Origin of the sequence: Rhodococcus sp. (in: high G+C Gram-positive bacteria), from assembly GCF_049286785.1 — a bacterium.
GTDB lineage: Bacteria > Actinomycetota > Actinomycetes > Mycobacteriales > Mycobacteriaceae > Rhodococcus_F.
Map to the genome: position 1 here is coordinate 1 of NZ_JBAQEO010000548.1, position 2,929 is coordinate 2,929.

4 protein-coding genes are annotated in these 2,929 nt (G+C 67.2%); 3 read left to right on the forward strand and 1 reads right to left on the reverse strand.

Features of this window, described 5'->3' with window-relative positions; translation table 11 throughout:
• Window positions 1-627: class I SAM-dependent methyltransferase (locus WAW17_RS19740; protein ID WP_422334613.1), on the reverse strand; the 627-nt coding region annotated here is incomplete at its 3' end.
• 390 nt (window positions 628-1,017) lie between these two features.
• Between WAW17_RS19740 and WAW17_RS19745 the strand changes: the two genes are divergently transcribed.
• The 3 genes from WAW17_RS19745 to WAW17_RS19755 all read left to right on the forward strand — a co-directional run bounded on the left by WAW17_RS19745 (window position 1,018) and on the right by WAW17_RS19755 (window position 2,900).
• Window positions 1,018-1,674: a GIY-YIG nuclease family protein gene (locus WAW17_RS19745; RefSeq protein ID WP_422334614.1), complete on the forward strand. Its 657-nt coding sequence runs from the start codon at window positions 1,018-1,020 to the stop codon at window positions 1,672-1,674.
• 199 nt (window positions 1,675-1,873) lie between these two features.
• Complete coding sequence (locus WAW17_RS19750) at window positions 1,874-2,062, forward strand: hypothetical protein (RefSeq protein WP_422334615.1); 189 nt, start codon at window positions 1,874-1,876, stop codon at window positions 2,060-2,062.
• A gap of 49 nt (window positions 2,063-2,111) precedes the next feature.
• Entirely contained in the window at window positions 2,112-2,900 is a 789-nt protein-coding gene (locus tag WAW17_RS19755) for a hypothetical protein (RefSeq protein ID WP_422334616.1), read from the forward strand.
• Window positions 2,901-2,929 lie beyond the last annotated feature (29 nt).

Genomic DNA, 2,929 nt, shown 5'->3' on the forward strand with positions numbered 1-2,929 from the left:
GGCCCGGCCCTGAAGCGTCAGCTCCTGCTCGTCCTCGACGGCGAACCCGGCGGCCGCCAGATCAGCGGCCACGACAGCGGGGTCGGCGTAGCCGTGCGGAACCGTCTGGAAGAACCGTGGCGGGTCGACCGGAAAGGCCCGCTCGAGCCCGGCCTGCAGCGCGACTTCGAAGGCGTGCGTCCCGAGCGGCCCCCAGGTGTTGAACAGGAACCGGCCCCCCGGGGCCAGCACCCGGCGGACCTCGGTGAAGGCCTCGATGCGGTCGGGAAGGAACATCACGCCGAACTGGCAGACCACCAGGTCGAAGCCTCCGTCCGGGAACGGCAGCCGCTGCGCGTCGGCCTGCCGCCACACCGCGCCCGGGGCCCGGGTCGACCCGAAAGCGACCATGGCCTCGTTCAGGTCGGTGGCCGTCACCTCGGCCGAGGGTGCCGCTGCGAGCAGGTCCGCTGTCAACACGCCAGTCCCCGCAGCGAGTTCGAGGATTCGCCGAGGGTGGAGTGCCGCAGCCCGGGCGGTCAGGTCCTCGGCGAAGGGCCGGAAGACCACCGGCACGAGGTACTGCTCATAGGCCGCCGGCATGGATTCGGACCATCGCCGGTCGGCGTTGATTCCTGTCACCCTCATGACGATAGCGTCGCGTCAGAACCTCCCCCCAGAAGCGGAGGTGGCGTCGATGGAGATTCTCTTGGCCGCTACCACTCTGCTCGGCGTGATCGGGTTCTTCTTGCGGCGGGTTTGCCCCCGCTTGCGGACTTCCTCGAACGCGTACTGCCATTGGTGTCGGAAGGCGCAAATAGGCGCACCGTCCGGCTCGCCAAGGCGAAGCAGAGCAAGTAGCGAAAACGCACCCGACTGCCTCTGGGGGAGAACTCTGCCCAAAATCAGGCGTAAAACCCCAGGTGGACGTTCCAAGTAGCCTCTACACGTCTACTCCGTATTCGTCGGGATGGTCCTGCATATGACCTCGGTCGGAGCGCCGGTCGGCCTGTCGGATTCGTGTGTCAAGATCACCTCGTGAGTGACACTGTGGCGTCCATTGCCGACGCGCAAGGGCTGGGGCACGACGATCTCGAGCGCATCCTGTCGGCTGATCCCGTCGACCGTGAGGTGGCGATCTCGCGGGATACTCCGGTGCCGAAAGCAGGTGGCGTCTACGCATGGTGGTTCGACGAGCTGCCGGGTGATGTCGACGCGACCGGCTGCGTCGAGCGCGACGGTTCGACTCTCCTGTACGTCGGCATCAGTCCCAAGGCGCCGCCACGCAACGGCCGGGTCGCGAGCAGTCAGACACTTCGTTCTCGGATCAGCACCCACTACACGGGCAACGCTGCGGGGTCGACACTACGGCTGAGCCTCGGAACTCTGCTTTCGTCCACGCTGGGAATCGAGCTTCGGCGGTTCGGATCGGGCGATCGTCTGCACTTCGGAGTCGGGGAGCAGGAGCTGTCTCGGTGGATGCACGAACACGCTCGAGTTGGGTGGATCGTCGACGAGGCTCCGTGGGAGCTGGAATCTCGGCTGTTCGGACAACTTGTCGTCCCCCTCAACCTGGACGGCAACGATCACTGTGGTTTCCACGCTGGGATGCGTGAGACGCGCAGGGCGGCTCGCGCTCGTGCCCGCGCCCTGCCCGTGCTCCCGAACCCTGGTGTCGGAGGAAGATATCCGTAACGATGAACTCCACATATGCTGCCGCGCCGCCGCTGCGCGCCGGTGTGCCCTCGGATGCGGTGGTCGCGCGCGTACCCCAAGCGAAACCCCTCAGGGGTGGGTGATTCCCCCGAGTCGAAGGGCGGCCCCCGACTCCCCTCGGTCGGGGGGCCGACGCCGTTTCCCTCCCACCGCGTGCTACCCGGTCTACCCTCATCGCGTGGACAGCGAGGAACAGATCGTCGCGGACGCGGCGACGGCGATGAGCAACGACGAACTCGCCGCCGCCATCGCCACACTCCAAGCACACGAACGCGAACTCCTCCTCGCCGGCGACATCGACCGCGCACGCCGGGCGGCGATGGACAAAGCCGTCTTCCTGTCGGTGCAGGTCAGTCGCCACACGTGATCTATGCGCCGAACACCTCATGCAATGCACCTCGAGGAGTGTGAACCAGATGAGCACGATGGACAGCGCGGCCGCTGGTGAGCCGGGCAGCCTGGATGAGGACATTGCCACCGCCATCACAGCGCTCACCTGCGCGGCCCGGCGGACCTACCTCACCCAACAAGGTGCCTCGGAGAGGTATGACTTCGGGGAAATCGCCTGCCGTGTCATCACTACGGTGGCCGCGAACGTCGGCGGACTCGGTGTGCTGACCGCTGGCCGGCCCGGGTCCTGGGAAGCGGGTTTCATCGAGCAGATCGTCACCAGCACCGTCCCGGAGGACGAGCTGCTGACGTACCGCACCGAGCCGGTACGACTCGATCTCGACCCCGAGGAAGTGCTGATGGATCTCGGGATCTGGCACCTCTACGACGAGGACCTGTCGGCGATCGACCACGAACTGGAAGCAGACGACCTCGGCGAGGATCAGCAGAGCGCCCTCGTGGCCGAGCGCACGGCGGTCGAGCAGCTCTACGGCCGCGACCTCGAGGCATACGTCAGCGCGTACACCGGCGTGGTCCGCGACCGGTGCCGGCAACTCGGCATCACCGTTCCCGTCGAGGTGACCCGCATCGATCGAAACACCTCCGGCACACGGTGGTTCGACCAGGCCGCCGCCGACCGAATGACTTTCGGGCTCGCCGACGAACTCGACGAGTACGCCCGCCTCCACACCCCGCTACCCGGCAGTGGGCTGGTTCAGGGCGAGGAAGGTTTCGACGACGCCGCGTACCGCGCCGCCGAACGGGCGGCCGGTCGCAGCCCCCGGGCCCGTGCCCAGCGGAGTCAGGATGTCTGACCAACTGACGGCGATCGCCGCGGCCGCAT